The following is a 17,070-nucleotide window of genomic DNA, read 5'->3' as shown; positions in this document are numbered from 1 at the left end:
ACTCACTAAAAGCCTGAAATTTGTCAGTCTTTCATCCTTTTTGTTATCAATCACCAATTAGCTGTAATCCATTAGGATTTAGCTGATATATTTTATCGCACACCTCTTCAATATACTTTCTATCGTGAGAAATGCTAATGACAGCCCCCGGAAATTCTCGGAGCATTTTTCTTATTACCGGACCGGACAATGGTGAAAAATTTCTTGTCGGTTCATCCAGAATAAGAACATTTGCACCACTTAAGCTCATCCTCAAGAGAAGCACTTTCGCCTTTTGTCCGCCTGATAACTCCCGAATCGGATGCTCCATTTCATCTGGTGTGTATTTAAGTGAACCAAGGTATGTTCTAATTCTTGTACGCTCTTCTTTATCTCCTGTTTTATCAAGGTAATCAACCGGTGTAACATCCAAATCCAGCAGGTCTTCATAAGTTTGAGGCATATATTCTGCTTTAATGTCATTCCGATTTAGGAGTTCTTCCGCTATCTTTTTTAGAAGAGTCGTTTTTCCTGCCCCGTTGGCTCCTATCATACAGATTTTTTCTGAACCTTTTATTTTTAAATGAATTCCTTCTGCTAAAATTCTTTTGCCATCCGGAGTCACAAGCTTTGAAAGTTCATATTCTATGACCGTTTTTCCTGCGGGAATGTGTGAGTTTTCATCCCCTAATTTGACAAAGATTGCTTCTTCCTGTTCCGGCATCTGAGTCATATTTTCATCTTCTTTTTCAAATCTTCGTTCCATTGCCTTAACCGTATGCATTTTGTCCTTTAAGTTTTTGGCAACAGACGGTGCTTGTCTGGTACAACTTCTTAATGCACCTTGTACACTCTGCATAACTCTTTGATATTTTTCATCGCGAATCTTTTTCTCCCTACGGTCACTCAGTGCCCGCTGTTTTTGGATTTCAAATTTATGAAGCCGTTCTTCCACATAGCGTCTATAGGGAAGCTTTGCCACGGTATATCTCGCCTTTGTTTTTCGTATAATCTGCTCGATATGTATCACCATGTTGGCAGTACGCTCTATCAGCGTTTCATCGTGTGAAATAAAAAGCACAATGTGCTTCCAGTCATTTATGATTTTTTCCAGTAATGTAAGCGTCGCAATGTCGATGTCATTGGAAGGTTCGTCCAACAACAGCACAGAAACATCGCGAATGAAAAGCCTCATAAGTTGTGTCTTGACTTTTTCGCCTCCTGAAAGACTACCCATTGTCTGGTTACTGTAGAAAAAATCATTTTTCATTCCAAATTTTCCCGCAATAACAGACAATTCTTTAGGCGTTTTCTCCCAGAATATTTCCTCTTCAGAAAAATATTCGTATATTGTTTTTTCCTTATCTTCATCGAGCATCTCCTGCGGAAGATAACCAAGACGTTCGTGTCCCATTATCCTTTCCCCATCTGCTTCTATATAGTTTTCTACAAGCGACGGATTGTATATCCACTTCATTAATGTCGATTTCCCATTTCCCTCTTCTCCAATAATAACTGCCTTATCTCCATCATTTAGCACAAGGTTGAAATCATTAAGAATTATTCTCAGGTCTTTTTTATGTGTTAAATTTAATTTTTTTATCTGCAACATTAAAGTTTCTCCTTTTCGAAGTCTGAGCCAATTATTATTTTGAACACACAAAAACGAGTCTTTTTTGCATACGCAAAAATAGACTCGCTAAATAGACCCTTATTTCTTTTCCAAAAGGAAAACAAAGGAAATGCCTCTTGCGATAATCCAACTTAAGCGTACACAAAACAAACCTATTCTCTACAGGCTCAATAACTATATGTGTCTTACTTAAATCAAATTATCTATTAATCATTTCCTCACCTTACACAAAATGTGCCTTTCTTTCTTCTAATGGCAATACTATCATACTGTATTTTTTGTGTCAATACATTTCACCTTATGGAAGTGCAAATTAAAATTTTCACTTCCTAATTATACATCCAACCATTACGAAATTCAATCTTTCACAACCTCTTTACAACCACAACCACAGCACTCCAGCAAACGCAGGAGCACCATACCGTAAAACGCTTATGTGTAAATCAACTCCGTTCCTACAACTTCCCTCACACAAGCCTGAATATTATTCATTCTTCCAATCCATTCGTAGGGATTATCTTTCTTTAATTGTTCCGTCACATCTTGTCTGTCGGCATATTCCTTTACCAGTCGAAGAAACATATCCTCTGCTTGCTTATCGACTTCTGCAAGATAACTATGCAGCTTTCCGCTTGTCAGCAGGTTCATATATAACACTTTATAGTGTTCCTTTAAATGCCTTGCATGTCGTTTCCCCCATAAACCAATCGGCTCTATTTCTTCTTCGGCTGGTACTGTGATGTTCGGCAATAAATAATCACCCACCTGTCTATAAGTTCCGCCCATTTCTTCAAAAATTGTCTTTGTCATTTTCCTTTTCCTCCTGTGATTTTTGTCTATCGTGATCGTGTATTATCACGCTTGCGACCTTTAACTGTTCTTGCCTGCTCCAACAAATCATCTATCTGTTTGCGACCAAAAACCTTACGGAGCAGGCTGTAATCTTTATTTTCTGCTTTTAGGATTTTGTTTTCTTCGGTCAATCTTTCATTGACTTTCTCCAAACGCTGATTGGTGCGGTATAACTGTGCATTCGCTGTATTCAGCCTATGATAGTTGTCCCACCCCTCAAAGCAGCGGGCAAGCACCGTTTTGACAAGTTGCTTCAATTTCCTTACAACCGGCTCTGCCATTTTGGTTTTATATGCCTTTGCAGTCATAAATTTCTCTGGTTCTGGCAACTGATATTTCGGTGCAGTATCAAGCTCTATTTCAAGATTTGACAGCTCGTCTTTTGCCTTATCATAGTTCAATACTCGTTCCGACAACACATCAAATTCAATCTGTTTCTGCTCGATTTTCGCACCTAATGCCGCCACTTCTTTTTCTCTTTCCTGCTTTTTATAATCCAAAACAGAAAGATGTTTTTCGTGTGTGCCTAAATGTTCCCACTCAATCCCATAACGTTCCATCACCGCCGCAAGCTGTTCTTTTTCGGACTGTATCCATTGCGACCACTCCGTATCGCCACGACTGCCGCCCTTAAAACCTTGCGTTGCAAGAGCCTGCTTTAGTGACACTCTTGTATCAAGTCCACGCTTGCTGCCTGTGGTAAAAGGTACAAAATCTATGTGCAGATGTGGTGTAGCTTCATCCATATGCAGATGAGCCGAGAACACCCGAAGCTGTGGATTTCGCTCCTGAAAACCCTGATAGTATTCATCTAAAATCTGCTTTGCCAGTTCTCCGTTTTCCGTATCGGCGTTCATATTTCCCTTACCGCCCACCTGTAAAATGATTTCGTGGAACGGTTTTTCCTGCTTGGAACTTCGGATTTTTTCATAATAATCTTTTATCTTTCGGTCTGACCTTATCTGCTTGGCATTGTATCTTTCCAATGCTTCATCAAACAATTCGTGATAAACTGTCTTTATATTTTCATTGCAGTAGTCGATATTGAGATGAGTACGAGTTCCGTCTACATTTTCTGCTCGGAACTTTCGGCTATTGTGATTGACCGAGCCTTTACCGACCATTGCACTTATCGTTCTCTGCATTTTTTCATCTCCCATCTGTAAATTTCAACATTCTCAGGTTTTGTTACTTTTGTCAAAAGTAACGCAAAAGCACTTTTGACGGGTACACCCATCAAAAATGCGACCTGTAAACAGGTTTTGCGTTCTCCGAAGGCTCTCCGAGGGGTGAGCGTGTGCCGGTGGCACACACGCCTGCGAACCGACCGAGCCAGCAGGCGAGACCAAAGAGCCGCCTTTGAAAAGGCACTCTCTGCACACTCCCCTAAACTTTATCCGGTGTCAAAGTGTGACGATGGTGACAATGTTTTTCACAGCGTGCTGCTCTCAAAAACATTGACACCTTTGACACCGTTTGTCACGCCGTCTGCTCGGTTTCTTTCCAAAGTGAAACCTTTCTTCCGTCGTGTGTGCGGCTGTTCTGATAACGGATACCGTAATCACGAAACAGCCTGCTTGCGTTGATACTGAGCCTTAAAGAAAGTACATTCGGCTTTATATCCACCGCAAGCCTTTCGCAAAGTTCCGAAGCAGTTCCTTCCCATCTGTCACTTTCCGAAAAGAGCGTATCCGCTATCTTCTCAAGCAGAGGTTCGGGCGGTTCTTTCCACATCTCCGTTTCCGATTTTGCAAAGTTCCACACCAATCGCTCGCTGTCCCTTACAAGATGGATTTTCATATCCTGCTGGTCTCTGCCAGCAACATCAAGTGTGGCATTGTTGGAAGTACGCTTGTCCTTACTGAGAACAAATGCACCGTCTGCCGCACCCATCAGACCATTCGTGCCTGAAATCATATCGAATATATCTTCCGATTTTTGTTTGCGTGTATGATGAACAATAAGCATTGAAACCTTGTAACTGTCTGCCAACGCTTTCAGCCTTGCCACAACATCATAATCACTTGCGTAGCTGTAATCTGCTCCGCCTGCTTCACGCACACGCTTTAAGGTGTCTATGATAATCAAGCCTGTGTCTGGGTGTTCCCTCATAAACCCTCTTATCTGTTCTTCCAGTCCGCCATTGACCGTTTTACATTCCGTTGCGAAATACAGATTGCCTGTCTCCTTTGCACCGAACATCTGAAACAATCGCTTCTGCAAACGTGGGTAATCATCTTCAAGGGCAAAATAAAGCACCGTTGCCTTACGCACCTTATACTCCCAAAGCGGTGTGCCTGTGCTGATATGATAGGCAAGCTGTGCCATCATAAAGCTCTTTCCCACTTTCGGGGAACCTACGAAAAGGTAAGTTCCCCTTTGGAGCAGACCGTCGATAAGTGGTGTCTGAACCTCAAACACCGTATCATACAGCGTTGTCATTGATACTGTTTTCAGATAGGAAGGGTCTAACTGTCTGAGTATTTCCCTTTGCATTTCTTCAAAAGATTGCTCGTACCCCTTGAAATCCGTATCCTGATTGACTATACTATTGTCAGTACATTTGGAAAGTGACTGTTCCGCATCTGTTGCCGCAGATACATTTGGAATAGTCATTTCTTTTTTATTCTCCATTCGCATCCTCTCCTTTCAAACCGCCGAGAATAATGGAAATCAGTTCTATTACACTCAGCAGTTCATCATCCACACCTTTTCCTGCTTCAATCCTTTTCAGTTCCGCAAGGACTGTGGCAAATTCCGTTTTCAACGCCTTATACACTCTCGGATTGCCCTGTACCACCACATCCTGATTTAAGCAACGGCGGTAACAATACTCCTGTTTTGGCAATCCTGATAGAGCTACAGCTCTGTTAATGAGTTCGTTTTCTTCGGGCGATACTCGAAACCCTACTGTGATATTCCTCCAACGATTTTTGTTATCTCTGTTCTTAGCTGACATTTTCAAAATCTCCTTTCCCTAAATCATCTAATTTTTCTGCCATCTCAATCTGCTTTGACGGAAAGAGGTGTGCGTACTGATAAGTAATATCAATACTTTCGTGACCAACTCGGTCAGCAATCGCCACCGCAGAAAAGCCCATATCAATCAAGAGTGAAATGTGGCTGTGACGGAGATCGTGAATGCGGATACGCTTCACGCCTGCCGCCTTTGCCCCTCTGTCCATCTCGTGATGAAGATAGCTTTTCGTCACCGTAAAGATACGGTCTTTCTTCTTCAATCCGTAAAGCATACCGAGATATTCTTTCATTTCCTCACACAGAAACTTCGGCATTTTAATCGTGCGGTTGCTCTTTTTCGTTTTCGGAGAAGTAATCACATCCTGCCCTTTCAAACGCTGATAGGATTTATTGATTGTGACTGTTTCCTTATCAAAGTTGAAATCTGCCGGAGTCAAAGCTAACAGCTCGCCCTCTCGGATACCGCACCAGTAAAGCATTTCAAACGCATAAAAGGAAACAGGCTTGTCCATCATCTCAAAAGAGAATTTCTTGTATTCTTCCTTTGTCCAGAACAGCATTTCCTTGTGTTCCTCACGTCCCATATTTCCCACCTTTGCCGCAGGATTGGAACGCAGTTCATAGTAGCGGACAGCGTGATTGAAAATGGCGGACAACTGATTGTGCAGCGTTTTCAGATACGTCTGTGAATAAGGCTTTTTCTTCTCATCACGATAGGCAAGCATTTCATTCTGCCAAGTAATAATCTCCTTTGTGGAAATCTCGCTGATTTTCAGTTTCCCGAAATACGGAAGTATCTTTGTGCGTATGATATGCTCTTTGGTAAGCCACGTGTTTTCCTTCAAACGGTTCTTCACATCATTGATATAAAGCTCCGTAAAGGCTTCAAAACTCATATCAAGGTCTGAAGAAGTCTGCAATTTGAACATTCTTTCCCATTCCTGTGCTTCTCGTTTGGTAGCAAAGCCACGCTTGCATTTCTGCTTGCGTTCCCCTTTCCAGTTCACATACCTTGCCATCACATACCAAGTACCGTTATCTTCATTCTTAAATACCGGCATTTACATTTCCCCCTTTCCTGCTCCGTAGAGCCTTTCGTAAAAATACTGGCGATTTACACGCCCTGCAATCGTAATAAAGCCCTTTGCTTTCAATTCCTCATTTAATTGTCTGATGAGTTTATATGCATAAGGTTTTGATACGTTTAGTTCCTGAGCCACATCTTCGGCTCGGATAAATCTGTTTTCCATATCCTTTTTCTTCCTTTCTTAAAATAATTTTTTGCTTGCCGCTTTCTCCGTGTTAAAGTTCCAACAGGCACTCCTGCTTGTCGGCAGGCGCTGTGCTGTCCCAATGCACCGCAGTACATCAGGCGCTCGCTCGTATAGGGGTTCCCGAAAAGTCGGAGACTTTTGGGGAAGAGGAGGAGCAGTGCAGCGAATGAGCTTTTGTGCTTGCACACAAGCGAACGATACGGAACTTGCTCCGACGAGGTCTTGGCGGTTTGGCTTTTCGGACGGTCATTCAGTTGTCGCATTAAGCATATTTGTTTAATTCGTAATTTATTTTACTAAACATATTTGCTATTGTCAAGTGGTTGCAAAGAAAATATTAAACATTTTTGTTTCGGTTTTTCTTGACTTCCACTAAACATTTCTGCTATACTTATTTCACTAAATATAAAAGGAGCGTATCATTATGGCTATCAGCGAAAGAATACATTTTTTCAGACTAATGCGTGGTATGACACAAAAGTATCTCGGTACAGCAATCGGTTTTCCAGAAAAGAGTGCTGATGTGCGTTTGGCACAGTACGAAACTGGTACACGCAAACCGAAAGCAGACCTTACAAATGCATTGGCACAGGTGCTTGATGTTTCTCCACAGGCTCTTGATGTTCCTGACATAGACAGCTATATCGGTCTTATGCACACTCTGTTTACCCTTGAAGATATTTACGGTCTTACTGTCAGTGAAGCAGACGGAGAGGTATGCTTAAAGGTCAACAAGGACAAAGGCAGAGAAGCATATGAACTCCTCAAAATGCTGTATGCTTGGAAAGAACAGGCAGACAAGCTATCTTCCGAAGAAATCAACAGAGAAGAATACGATAACTGGCGTTACCATTATCCAGAGTTCGACACCACACAGCGTTGGGCAAAAGTTCCATCACAGGAATTAAGTGACGCTCTCGTGGAAGCATTCAAAGACCACTTGAAAGATAAATAAGCACCTACAGGACCTGCCACTGGCAGCTCCCTACAGATGCTTTGGCAACGACAAAAAAGCCCTTAACTATGGTTATTAACCACAGCTAAGGGCTTAGTTTATAATATGGAATTTGTTCAGAGCCAAGCTCCGAACTTTAGTCTGCAAGCCACCTGTTAATTGTTCCGTTACCCATAAACCACTGGATAACAAGAATAATGGCACTTGCTATGACTGTTATCAATTTGTTATCAAAAGACTAATCGAAATCGCTGAAACCCGCATAAACACTGGCTTTTTTAAGCAACTCGATTTATTCAAACTCGGCGTGTCCTTTGTTATTCTTAACTATATTTGTTTAAGTTTTATGCAAATCCACGCCGTCTTTTACTTCAATTACATCAATTATTCTGGCTTGCTGATTTTCCGTTGCCAAAATGTTGCCACGCCCTTATTATAACAAATCCGCAAGGATTGACAACCTATTTTTGAATGTCGCACAGTAAAATTTCTTTTTCGGAGCGGCAAATATATTGGTAAACCGATATGCTAAATTATATTGGCAAGCACTTTATTATCAGCAGCGTTTTTCAAACGGACAACGATACTACCGATAGCACCTGAAAGATAATTCAAAAGTTCCCCGTCATTTTCATAGTAATTTTTTACGAAAACATCAAGCGCAGTCGCCAACTGTTTTTTCATCTCCTCCAAAGTTGTCTGTTCAAACACCTTCTGCATATAAGAATAATCGTCTTCCTCCAACTCAATTACCGTCAATGATTTTCCCAGTATTATATGTCCTATTACATGAATAAAAACTGTTTCACATATATTATCCATTGATTCCTTCCAATTTCCGTTATCCTTTGACAAGACATTTATAACATAACCCTCAGGAAATAATTTCAAAAATTTCTGTTCTAAACCGATAGATTTGATAAATTCAAAAATCTTGTCGATTCCTGTATACTCTGAAATATCTTTCATTAACGGATAATCAAGAGATACAATCGTATTTTGTGGTTCAAATCGAATGTCGTACCACTTAAAAAATTCTGGTATCCCTTTAACAAAAGTATCATGCAGGCATTTGTTTTCATAGTGGCAAAATTCGGGCAGAATCCTGTTGTATAAATCCAGCGCTTTTTCTGTCTTTTTCTTAACATATTCCGCACCTATTTCATACGCTCTCTGAGCTGGTATTTTTTCATTTAAGGACGGAGCATTTTCACTTATTTCCCGCAATTCGTGAATGCAATATAAGACAGCTCCCATAAGCTGTTCCGCTTTTTCGTATGTTATGGATGTGCTTTCATGTGCTGTATATTTCTCAGCCAACTTGCCCACAATCGGCACTAATTCTTCCATTTCATAGTCCATCAGTTTCACCTCCAACAGAGTTCTTTCAATGCTTCCAGATATAAATCATAATCCCATCTCTTTACATCATCAAATTTTGAATATTCTCCATAACCGTCTGAACCTTTATATCCATCGTAACCAGCCCGGATTGCTTCTGCAAAATTAGCAAGGCAGGTACTCTCTAAATAATCCAAATCGCCAAAGCATATATTTTCAAACTGTTCTTTCATTAAATGGAGAAGTTCATCATCTGTAATTTCATCATGCATTTCATTTTTATATAGATAAAATATTTCCTGCAATCGAATAATTGTTTCCACATAATTGCTTTGATGAATGTACTCAGAATCGCAAAATTCATAAATGATTTTTGTCGCAATTCCTTCACCAAACTCAATTCTTTTTTGTTCCGCCAGTGCGTTTTTCCGTTCCGCTAAAATCAATTTAGCGTCTTCCTCTGTTAAGGAAAGTCCAAACTGTTCGGTTGTCTCGTTTGTTTTAATCACATTGCTCAGTTGATTTTGTCCCTTTAATAAAACCATCCAGTCCTTGTCCAAAAGAACCCCTCCCCATCTTCGTATTTGGAAAGAGATTATAGCACCGTCCTTGAGACATTGGTAGTCTTGTTTTCAGAGCAATTTTGTGGTATTATAATAATGGAAAAAGGGAGCGGTTTTAATCCGTTCCCTTTGTATTTTATAGTTGCTTTCATTATCTTGCATCCCTATCCATCTTTCTTTTTTGTTTTCGTCTCTGCACTCTTTGTTCTTCTTCCAGCCTTTTTTCTCTTAGAACAATGGTTGCAACTGTATCTCGTCCCAAAGCCCGTTCTACCCGATTAAAATCTCCCATTCTTTCCTTCAATGTTCTATTCTCATTCCAAAGTTCCTCTACACGGGCAGTAAGAGAATTAACCTTGTCCCACGCCCTCTCATATGATCTTTGCAGATTGCCGAATCTTCTGGAAAGATCCAGATAAGCCCGATAAACTGATCGCAACACCGTCACAATCTTCTTTATCAGCGGCTTTGCCTTTTTCTCACGGTAAGATTTTCCCGTTTCCAACGTTCCTGCCTCTGGCAGTACCTCTTCTGGATCAGCAGAATATTTCTCTGCAAACATCTCCATCTCTTTTACCATAGGGGCAATCTCCGTCAGCTTTTTCTCATATTGCGCTGCCTTTTTCTTTGCCTGTTCTGCCTGCTTATCAACCTCTTTCCGGCTTTCCTGTGCTGAAAATATATCCTTCTCAACCCTCTCCAACTGATCAAGATATTTTTCGTTGACTTCCTGCATGATGGCATTATGCTCTTCCAACTCTGATTTCTGTTTTTCAAGCATAGAAACTTCCTTTGCCCTCTCCTTTTTTTCAAAATCCAACAAGGACAAATGCTTTTCATGGGTGCCTTTCTGTTCCCACTCAATTCCATGTTCCAGCATAATTGAGGCAAGCTGCTGTTTCTCATCCGCCACCCACTGATTTAATTCTGTTTCCTGTCTGGTGCCTCCTTTAAATCCAAGAGCCGTTAATGCCTGTTTCAGCGATACTCTTGTATCAAGCCCCCGCTTGCTTCCTGTCGTGTACGGTACAAAATCTATATGCAGATGGGGCGTCGCCTCATCCATATGGAGATGAGCCGAAAACACCCTTAATGTAGGGTTTCTTCTCTGAAAATCCTGCATATATTCATCCAGTATCTTTGCCGCCAGCCGTCCTTCTTCTGTTTCCGCTCCCATTGTCTCCCTGTCGCCAATCTGTAGGATAATTTCATGGAACGGCTTCTCCTGTTTCCCTGAACGGATTTTTTCATAATAATCGTCAATCCGGCGGTCATTCCTTGTCTGTTTCTCATTATAACGGACTAACGCTTCATCGAACAATTCATGATAAACGTCTTTGATATTTTCGTTGCAGTATTCCACATTCAGATAACTTCTCTCTGGATCTGTATTCTTCGCATGGAATTTTCTGCTATTATGGTTGACAGAGCCTTTCCCTGTCATAAAACTGATCGTTCTCTTCAATAACTCTCCTCTCTCCCTTTTCGGGCAGTAATCAGCGCCGGATACGGCGCACAGACTTTGTTACTTTCGCCGAAAGTAACGCAAAAGCACTTTTGACAGCCGTTCCGTCCATCAAAAGCTGCCTTTGCGCCCTGCCGGGGGCTTGTCCGTCCTACGGACGGAGCGGCTGTTCCCGCCGCTTTTCTTCCGCCGCCATAGCTTTTCGGATTGCGGATACCAGAGTTGCTACCGTGCTTTCCTCCCATCCCGCAAGCCATACCAGCGTCCGCATTTCTGCCGTTGTCAGTTCCACTTCTCCGAAGATTTCATTGAGTGCGGCAATCTTCCTGGCTTCACTTTCGTAAAAAAATCTGTTCACATTTCGGGTTCCCCATTCTGGCTGAACTATCATCAAATCACACCTTTCTCGTTGTCTGCTATTACAGGAGCGTGCCACGCTCCTGTCTGCTATCTTCAAAGGAAACTACCAGCGAAAGCTGTCCGGCACTCCACGTTTTTCCAGATATTCCCATCTGGCTTTTTCCTGTTCTTCCTGAGTGGGTGCAGTCTTATATTTCGTATATAATTCATGCCGCACCAGAGAATCCAGTTTCTGTTCCAATCCCTGCCGGATTTCATTCAGGCATCTGTCATCTTCTATCAAATGATAGCGGAGCAGAGATACAAATAATTCATGAGAAATCTGCACATTCTTCATAGTAATCCTTTCTGCGTCGGTTTGCGTCGGTAGCGTCGATATTTTCCATACCAACCTGCTATAAAAAATACCGTCGCAACCGTCGCATATCGTCGCTTTTACTCTTTCGACTCAAGCCGTTTAAGAATAATTTTCCTTTCATGCCCCCGCTTGTTATTATAAAAAATCCCATAATCGTTGAGCAGTTGGCTGTTAGCTACATTCAGCTTTCTGGACAAGACATTCGCCTGTATCTGTATATCTGTCAGCTGACCTGCAAGTTCCGTTGCTGTTCCCTCCCATTCCGGCTTGTCTTCTGTCAGAAAGTTGTTGATTGCTTCCAGCAATGGATTCGGCGGCTGTTTCCACAACTCCGTCTCTGCCTTCTTAAATTTCCAGACACAATGCTCCCGGTCAAACTCTATGGTCAGTTCCTGATCCGGCTGGTCACGTCCCACAACATCCAGCACTGCGAGATTGTCAGTACGCTTTTTCTTGTGCATAATGAACGCCCCATCTGCCGCTCCAAGAAGCCCGTTTGTGCCGGAGATCATCTCAAAGCTATCCTCAGATTCCAGCTTACGTGTATGATGTACCACTAACAGGCAGATACCGTATTTGTCGCTGAAAGATTTTAGCTTTGTCACAATCTCATAATCGCTGGAATAGCTGTACCTGTCCCCGCCGACCTCACGTACTTTCTGGAGCGTGTCAATGATAATCAGCCTTGCGTCAGTATGTTCTTTCAGGAATTCCTCTAATTGCCTGTCTAAGCCCTCATTCAAGGTTTTTGCCTGTGTCGCAAAATACAGATTATCCGCACATTCCACACCAAACATGCCGGAGAGCCGCCGCTGAAGCCTTGCGTAATCGTCTTCCAACGCCAGATACAACACCGTCCCTTTTCGGACGGGATAATCCCATAAAGAGATCCCCATTGCCACATGGTAGGCAAGCTGCCCCATAAAAAATGATTTTCCTACTTTCGGTGCCCCTACAAAGAGATAAGTACCACCATAAAGGAATCCTTCTACAATGGGTGTTCTCGGTGGGTAGACCGTATCATACAGTTCCGTCATGGAAATGGTCTGAAGCCTGCCGTTCCCGGATTTCTCCAGGTTTTGTGCGGCTTGCAGATTGATTTGTGCTGTTTCATTTGCTATAATTTCATTGTGTTTTTTTATATTCGGCTGCGCCCCATCTGCGCCAACAGATGATACGGGAGCAGTCGTTTTCATTTTTTCTGTCATTCATCTTCTCCTTTCAAACCGTATAATGTGATTGCGATTACCTGCAGCGTGTAGAGCAGCTCATCATTGTCAGGTCTTAATGTTTTCAGCCGCTTTAATTCTTCATAGATAGCAGCCATCTGATTTTTCAGAGCCTTATACACCCTCGGATTACCCTGTACTACTACGTCCCGGCACAGCAGACGCCTTGTGATATAATCCTGCTTTGTCAAACCGGACAGTGCAACCAAATCGTTAATCAGCTTTGCTTCCTCGTCCGATACCCGGAACGCTACTGTATGATTGCGCCATCGCCCTTTGTAATCAAGTGTTCTTTCCATTTGTGTTCTCCTTTGTCATTCTCTCCATTTCCAGTTTCTCCGCCATTTGCGTCTGCACCGTAGGGAACAGGTGAGCATAGCGGTAGGTGATTTTCTCTGCCTCATGCCCCATGCGCTCCCCAATCGCCAGCACAGAAAATCCCATGTTAATTAACAGAGAAACTGCGCTGTGACGAATATCATGCACCCGTATCTTCTTTACACCTGCCTGCTTCGCCCCTCGCTCCATTTCGTGGTTGAGATAGGATTTTGTGACCGTAAACATTCTCTCGTCCGGCTGAATATCATACAGCATTTTGATATATTCCTGCATTTCTTCGCAGAGAAATGGCGGCATTTTAATTGTACGGTTACTCTTTTTCGTTTTTGGGCTTGTGATAATGTCCCGTCCTTTGGAACGGTGATACGTCTTGCTGATCGTGACCGTCTGTTTCTCAAAATCAAAATCAGCAGGCGTAAGAGCCAGAAGCTCGCCAGAACGGATTCCACACCAGTAAAGCATTTCAAAGGCATAATAGGAACGGGGCTTATCCATCATGGCTTCGGAAAATTTCAGATATTCTTCTTTCGTCCAGAAGTTCATTTCTTTCGGAACCTCATTTCCCATTGTTCCTGCTCTCCTTGCCGGATTGTAGGGCAGATTATAGAAGTTTACCGCATGGTTGAAAATCGCTGTCAGTTGGGCGTGTATCGTTTTCAGATAATCCGCTGAATAAGGCTTTCCTTTCTCGTCCCGGTATGCCATCAGTTCATTCTGCCATGCAATAACGTCCTTTGCTTCAATCTCTGCTATCTTTCGATTCCCGAAATACGGTAAAATTTTTGTGCGGATTACATGGCTTTTGGATTCCCATGTGCTTTCTTTCACCCGCTGCTTTTTGTCAGCTTCATAAATCTCAAAGAAACTGGCAAACGTCATATCCAGTTTCGCTCCCTGTTTCAGCATGACCTCATGCTCCCACGCTAGTGCTTCTCTCTTTGTAGCAAATCCACGTTTCTGTGTCTGCTTCCGCTCCCCTTTCCAGTTCGTGAAACGATAGATTACCCGCCACGTTCCCGTAGCGTTATCTTTGTATACAGCCATTTCATCATCTCCTTTCCGTCAATCGCTGTAACAGACCTTTTTGTGAAAAAATGTAGCGCTCACACGTCCCGCCACTGTCAAATAGCCCTGTTTCTGTAATTCTGCATTCAGTTCTCGCACAATCTGGTAGGCTTTTGACTTTGACACACGCAATTCCTTTGCCACTTCTTCCACTGTCATAAATGATTTTTCTGCCATACTACCATCTCCTTTTCCTAACTGTTTTTGTTTAATTCTTATATGTATAATACTAAATAAATTCCGTTAAGTCAAGTGGCTTACAGAAAAATATTAACTTTTTTTATTTAAGTTTTTCCTTGCTATTCTTATTGTCTCATGCTATACTAAATTCAACAAATTTGTTTAAGTCAAAATAGTTGTATCACTATAACTGCAACGGAGGTTTTATTATGGCAATCGGCAAGCGAATCCGCTTTTTCCGTAATCGAAAAGGCATGACACAAAAACAGCTCGGTGAAATTCTCGGCTTTCTCGGAAAGACCTCTGATGTCCGTGTAGCACAATATGAATCCGAAGCCAGAAAACCCAAAATCGATCTCATCAAAGAAATGGCTCACGTCTTTGATGTCAGCCCACGGGCAATCGATGTCCCGGATATAGACAGTTACCTCGGTCTTATGCACACACTCTTTGCTCTGGAAGATATGTATGGTCTGAAAGTCGGAGAAATCGACGGAGAAGTATGTCTGCGGTTAGATAAATTCAGCGGCTCTACTTACTCGACTATGTTTGATATGTTCCACGCATGGCGGGAACAGGCTGCCCGTCTGGAGCAGGGAGAAATAACCAAAGAGGAATACGACCAGTGGCGGTATAATTATCCTGCACTGGATACATCCGGACACTGGCACAAAGTTTCGCCTTCAAAGGAACTCAGTGACTATCTCGTAGAAGCGTTCAAAGACAGGCTTAAACCGGACAAATAGTACTTTCCTTACAGATCAAAAAAACCTTACCGACTTTCAGCTTCATTTCTGAAAATCAGTAAGGTTTTTCTGTTATTGAAGTATTCTGTTATTTAATGAATGATACCAGAAGTGTTGCCAAATCGTTGCCAGCAATTAAACAAATTTGCTTGTAACCCGTATAAACACTGGGTTTTTAGAGTTCATTTCATCACTCAAACTCAATCGTTCCAGGTGGCTTACTCGTCAGATCATAAAATACTCTATTAACCCCACGAACCTCATTTATAATTCTACTCATCACTTTATTCAAAACTTCATACGGAATCTCCGCTGCCTCAGCAGTCATAAAATCCACTGTATTAACCGCTCTAAGCGCAACAGCATAATCATAAGTTCTCTCATCACCCATAACTCCAACACTTCGCATGTTTGTCAACGCTGCGAAATACTGTCCGATACTGCGATCCAATCCGGCATTTGCAATTTCTTCTCGATAAATCGCATCTGCATCCTGAACAATTCGTACTTTATCTGCTGTCACTTCTCCGATGATACGGATTCCAAGTCCCGGTCCTGGGAACGGCTGACGGAATACAAGTCTCTCCGGAATACCTAATTCCAGACCCGCTTTTCTCACTTCATCTTTAAAAAGATCGCGCAATGGTTCAATAATTTCTTTAAAATCAACATAATCAGGAAGTCCTCCTACATTATGGTGAGATTTGATCACTGCAGATTCTCCGCCAAGACCACTTTCTACCACATCCGGGTAAATAGTTCCCTGAGCGAGGAAATCAACTGCTCCGATTTTCTTTGCTTCTTCTTCAAAGATTCGGATAAATTCCTCTCCGATAATCTTACGTTTTTCTTCCGGTTCTGTAACTCCGGCAAGTTTATTATAATATCTCTCCTGTGCATTCACACGGATAAAGTTCAGATCAAACTGGCCATTTGGTCCAAACACACCTTCCACTTCGTCTCCTTCATCTTTACGGAGCAGACCATGATCTACGAATACACATGTCAGCTGTTTTCCGATAGCTCTTGACAAAAGTCCTGCTGCCACAGAAGAATCAACTCCTCCCGACAAGGCAAGTAATACTTTTCCGCCGCCAACTTTCTCTCTGATTGATTGGATTGTTTCTTCTACAAATGCATCCATCTTCCAATCACCTGCACACTCACATACATTTTTCACAAAGTTGTTGATCATCTTTGTGCCTTCTTCTGTATGAAGCACTTCTGGATGGAACTGAATCGCATATAATTTTTTCTCTGCATTCTCAGCTGCTGCAACCGGGCAGTCTGCTGTGTGGGCACTAATCTCAAATCCTGGAGCGACCTGTGCAATATAGTCAAAATGGCTCATCCAACAAATTGTTGGTGTGCTGACTCCTGCAAACACTTTTGACTCAGGCTTATCAATGATAACTTCTGTTTTACCATACTCACGAACATCTGCAAGCTTTACTTCTCCGCCTAATACATGTGACATCAACTGTGCCCCATAGCACAGACCAAGAACCGGAATTCCTAATTCAAACAATTCTTTTGTATAAGTTGGTGAATCTGCTTCGTAACAGCTGTTTGGACCACCTGTGAGGATGATTCCCTTTGGATTCATCGCTTTGATCTTTTCTATATCTGTTTTATAGGAATAAATTTCACAATATACATTACATTCTCTGACACGTCTGGCTACCAGCTGGTTATACTGTCCGCCGAAATCGAGAACTATCACTAATTCGTTCTTCAAAATGTTCCTCCTTT

General features: G+C 42.1%; 19 protein-coding genes. 2 read left to right on the top strand and 17 right to left on the bottom strand.

The features are described 5' to 3' along the window. Positions 1 to 46 precede the first annotated feature (46 nt). From D8Q48_RS08690 to D8Q48_RS08660, 7 genes are all read right to left on the bottom strand, one after another. Positions 47 to 1,591, bottom strand: a complete 1,545-nt coding sequence (locus D8Q48_RS08690; RefSeq protein ID WP_009247522.1) for an ATP-binding cassette domain-containing protein — start codon at positions 1,589 to 1,591, stop codon at positions 47 to 49. Positions 1,592 to 2,044: 453 nt separating this feature from the next. Continuing rightward, a complete protein-coding gene (locus tag D8Q48_RS08685) occupies positions 2,045 to 2,422 on the bottom strand; it encodes a TnpV protein (RefSeq protein WP_009247523.1) in 378 nt (125 codons plus the stop codon). A gap of 26 nt (positions 2,423 to 2,448) precedes the next feature. Further along, complete coding sequence (locus tag D8Q48_RS08680; protein WP_009247524.1) at positions 2,449 to 3,609, bottom strand: plasmid recombination protein; 1,161 nt, start codon at positions 3,607 to 3,609, stop codon at positions 2,449 to 2,451. 334 nt (positions 3,610 to 3,943) lie between these two features. After that, positions 3,944 to 5,098, bottom strand: coding sequence for an AAA family ATPase (locus D8Q48_RS08675; protein ID WP_009247525.1), 1,155 nt, complete (start codon positions 5,096 to 5,098; stop codon positions 3,944 to 3,946). After that, positions 5,088 to 5,423, bottom strand: coding sequence for a hypothetical protein (locus tag D8Q48_RS08670; RefSeq protein ID WP_009247526.1), 336 nt, complete (start codon positions 5,421 to 5,423; stop codon positions 5,088 to 5,090). Before D8Q48_RS08670 ends, D8Q48_RS08675 begins: the two co-directional genes overlap by 11 nt. Beyond that, positions 5,413 to 6,504 (bottom strand): site-specific integrase, encoded by a 1,092-nt coding sequence (locus D8Q48_RS08665; RefSeq protein WP_009247527.1) that lies wholly within the window; start codon positions 6,502 to 6,504, stop codon positions 5,413 to 5,415. The genes D8Q48_RS08670 and D8Q48_RS08665 overlap by 11 nt, the downstream gene beginning before the upstream one ends. After that, positions 6,505 to 6,693, bottom strand: coding sequence for a transcriptional regulator (locus D8Q48_RS08660; RefSeq protein WP_009247528.1), 189 nt, complete (start codon positions 6,691 to 6,693; stop codon positions 6,505 to 6,507). Between the two features lie 448 nt (positions 6,694 to 7,141). Between D8Q48_RS08660 and D8Q48_RS08655 the strand changes: the two genes are divergently transcribed. Continuing rightward, positions 7,142 to 7,672, top strand: a complete 531-nt coding sequence (locus D8Q48_RS08655) for a helix-turn-helix transcriptional regulator (RefSeq protein ID WP_009247529.1) — start codon at positions 7,142 to 7,144, stop codon at positions 7,670 to 7,672. Between the two features lie 528 nt (positions 7,673 to 8,200). On the opposite strand, the gene D8Q48_RS08650 is transcribed toward D8Q48_RS08655, so the two are convergent. From D8Q48_RS08650 to D8Q48_RS08610, 9 genes are all read right to left on the bottom strand, one after another. Next, positions 8,201 to 9,034, bottom strand: a complete 834-nt coding sequence (locus D8Q48_RS08650) for a DUF6179 domain-containing protein (RefSeq protein WP_118045236.1) — start codon at positions 9,032 to 9,034, stop codon at positions 8,201 to 8,203. A gap of 5 nt (positions 9,035 to 9,039) precedes the next feature. After that, complete coding sequence (locus D8Q48_RS08645; RefSeq protein WP_118045237.1) at positions 9,040 to 9,573, bottom strand: DUF6323 family protein; 534 nt, start codon at positions 9,571 to 9,573, stop codon at positions 9,040 to 9,042. Positions 9,574 to 9,727: 154 nt separating this feature from the next. Beyond that, on the bottom strand, positions 9,728 to 11,020 hold the full coding sequence (locus tag D8Q48_RS08640) for a plasmid recombination protein (protein WP_118045334.1): 1,293 nt from the start codon (positions 11,018 to 11,020) through the stop codon (positions 9,728 to 9,730). Positions 11,021 to 11,192: 172 nt separating this feature from the next. Continuing rightward, the gene (locus D8Q48_RS17185) at positions 11,193 to 11,477 is read right to left on the bottom strand and encodes a hypothetical protein (RefSeq protein WP_243116257.1); all 285 of its coding nucleotides are present in this window, start codon (positions 11,475 to 11,477) and stop codon (positions 11,193 to 11,195) included. Positions 11,478 to 11,504: 27 nt separating this feature from the next. Continuing rightward, positions 11,505 to 11,738, bottom strand: coding sequence for a complexin-2 (locus D8Q48_RS08630; protein WP_121056263.1), 234 nt, complete (start codon positions 11,736 to 11,738; stop codon positions 11,505 to 11,507). Positions 11,739 to 11,836: 98 nt separating this feature from the next. Beyond that, positions 11,837 to 12,967: an AAA family ATPase gene (locus D8Q48_RS08625; RefSeq protein WP_121056260.1), complete on the bottom strand. Its 1,131-nt coding sequence runs from the start codon at positions 12,965 to 12,967 to the stop codon at positions 11,837 to 11,839. Then, positions 12,964 to 13,287 (bottom strand): mobilization protein, encoded by a 324-nt coding sequence (locus D8Q48_RS08620; protein ID WP_121056258.1) that lies wholly within the window; start codon positions 13,285 to 13,287, stop codon positions 12,964 to 12,966. The genes D8Q48_RS08625 and D8Q48_RS08620 overlap by 4 nt, the downstream gene beginning before the upstream one ends. Continuing rightward, positions 13,271 to 14,371 carry a site-specific integrase gene (locus tag D8Q48_RS08615; protein WP_121056256.1) on the bottom strand — a complete coding sequence of 367 codons (1,101 nt, stop codon included), beginning with the start codon at positions 14,369 to 14,371 and terminating at the stop codon, positions 13,271 to 13,273. The genes D8Q48_RS08620 and D8Q48_RS08615 overlap by 17 nt, the downstream gene beginning before the upstream one ends. Before the next feature lie 18 nt (positions 14,372 to 14,389). Beyond that, positions 14,390 to 14,569 carry a DNA-binding protein gene (locus D8Q48_RS08610; protein WP_121056254.1) on the bottom strand — a complete coding sequence of 60 codons (180 nt, stop codon included), beginning with the start codon at positions 14,567 to 14,569 and terminating at the stop codon, positions 14,390 to 14,392. Between the two features lie 212 nt (positions 14,570 to 14,781). Between D8Q48_RS08610 and D8Q48_RS08605 the strand changes: the two genes are divergently transcribed. Further along, complete coding sequence (locus D8Q48_RS08605) at positions 14,782 to 15,318, top strand: helix-turn-helix transcriptional regulator (protein ID WP_118045242.1); 537 nt, start codon at positions 14,782 to 14,784, stop codon at positions 15,316 to 15,318. 190 nt (positions 15,319 to 15,508) lie between these two features. Here the strand turns inward: D8Q48_RS08605 and guaA are convergent, their stop codons facing one another. Continuing rightward, positions 15,509 to 17,056, bottom strand: coding sequence for a glutamine-hydrolyzing GMP synthase (gene guaA / locus D8Q48_RS08600; protein WP_121056252.1), 1,548 nt, complete (start codon positions 17,054 to 17,056; stop codon positions 15,509 to 15,511). Positions 17,057 to 17,070 lie beyond the last annotated feature (14 nt).

This window comes from Ruminococcus sp. B05 (assembly GCF_003628495.1).
GTDB lineage: Bacteria > Bacillota > Clostridia > Lachnospirales > Lachnospiraceae > Schaedlerella > Schaedlerella hominis.
This window is presented reverse-complemented; position numbering and strand designations above follow the sequence as displayed.